We start from the raw sequence: 1,584 nt of genomic DNA on the forward strand, positions 1-1,584 counted from the left end.
GGGTTAGTCCTTGTCGCCTCTGGCGAGGTGGCCCGTTCCGGGCTGAAAATCGTGTCGGTCGCTCGCTGACGTCGTCGCTCCTTGGTCCGTGTGAGGTCGTGGGTTAGTCGGACGCTGGTAGCCGCGTTTTGGGCTCTTCACTGTTGCTGCGAGCACGCGAGTTAGATTCACCCGTTCTGTGGCTGCCGCGGGCGACCGCCCTGATGTTCGCGCTGGTGGGGAGGGTTCGGTTGCTGGAACAGGCCCAGGATGAAGAGCAGATCATCACGCGTGTGGCGGGGTTGGACATCGGCAAGGCGGCGTTGGTGTGCTGCGCGCGGGTTCCGGACGAGACGAGGCCCGGACGGCGGCTGCAGGAGGTGCGGACCTATCCGACGATGACTCGATCACTGATCGGGCTGGCCGAGCGCTTGGCTGCGCTGGGGGTGACCCGGGTGGTGATGGAGGCCACCAGTGACTACTGGAAGCCGGTGTTCTACCTGTTGGAAGCGCACGGGTTCGAGGTGTGGCTGGTCAATGCCCGCGACGTGAAACACCTGCCGGGCCGGCCGAAGACCGACAAGCTGGACGCGGTGTGGTTGTGCAAGGTCGCCGAACGGCAGATGATCCGGCCGAGTTTCGTGCCACCGGCGCCGATCCGGATGCTGCGGGACCTGACCCGCTACCGGGTCGATCTGATCGCTGAGGCGGGGGCGGAACGCCAGCGGGCGGAGAAGCTGCTCGAAGACGCGCAGATCAAACTGTCGGTCGTGGTCAGCGACCTGTTCGGCACGTCGGGGCGGGCCATGATGGCGGCGTTGATCGCCGGGCAGCGTGACCCACACACCCTGGCCGAGTTGGCCCGCTCCAGCCTGCGCCGCAAGATCCCCGCCTTGCAGGAAGCTCTCACCGGTCATTTCACCGATCATCACGCGTTCCTGCTGGGCAAGATGATCGCCCGGGTCGAGCAGGTCGAGGCCGACATACGCGAGGTCGACGCGCGGATCGAGGCGCAACTGGCCCCTTTCGCCCCGGCGGCGGCCCGGCTGCGTGAGATCCCCGGGGTCGGCCCGGCCGCCGCTGCCGCGATCATCGCCGAGATCGGCGTGGACATGAACCGCTTCCCGACCCCGGCCCACCTGGCCGGCTGGGCCAAGTTCGCGCCCGGCGTCAAGGAATCAGCCGGCCGCCGCAAAGGCACCGGATCGACCGGGCGCGGCAACCGCTACCTCGCCCGCGTCCTCGGGCAGATCGCGGTCTCCGCCGCCCGCACCAGCACGTTCCTCGGCGAACGCTACCGGCGCATCGCGCGAAGACGCGGCGCCAAACGCGCCATCGTCGCGATCGGCCGCTCGGTCCTGACGATCATCTGGCACCTGCTGTCCGATCCCGCAGCCGGCTTCCGTGATCTCGGCGCTGACTTCTACCTCAGCCGCACCGACACCGAACGCCGCAAACGCAACCACATCCACCAACTCGAAGCCCTCGGCTACCGCGTCACCCTCGACCTCGCCGCCTAACGCACCACCCCACAAGACCCATCCCGCGCCGCTTCGCGACGCGGGATGCTGCCGCACGTCAAGTCACGGTCGATTTTCGAGTTAG

At 67.8% G+C, this 1,584-nt stretch carries 1 protein-coding gene; it reads left to right on the forward strand.

The features are described from left to right. Positions 1 to 203 precede the first annotated feature (203 nt). Positions 204 to 1,499, forward strand: a complete 1,296-nt coding sequence (locus C8054_RS31505; protein WP_199199997.1) for an IS110 family transposase — start codon at positions 204 to 206, stop codon at positions 1,497 to 1,499. Positions 1,500 to 1,584 lie beyond the last annotated feature (85 nt).

This window comes from Micromonospora sp. RP3T (assembly GCF_003027925.1).
Taxonomy (GTDB): Bacteria; Actinomycetota; Actinomycetes; order Mycobacteriales; family Micromonosporaceae; genus Micromonospora.

What these genes read in the sequence shown, in the direction of transcription:
- C8054_RS31505 (WP_199199997.1), top strand. Translation starts at nt 204, where the DNA reads ATGTTCGCGCTGGTGGGGAGGGTTCGGTTGCTGGAACAGGCCCAGGAT.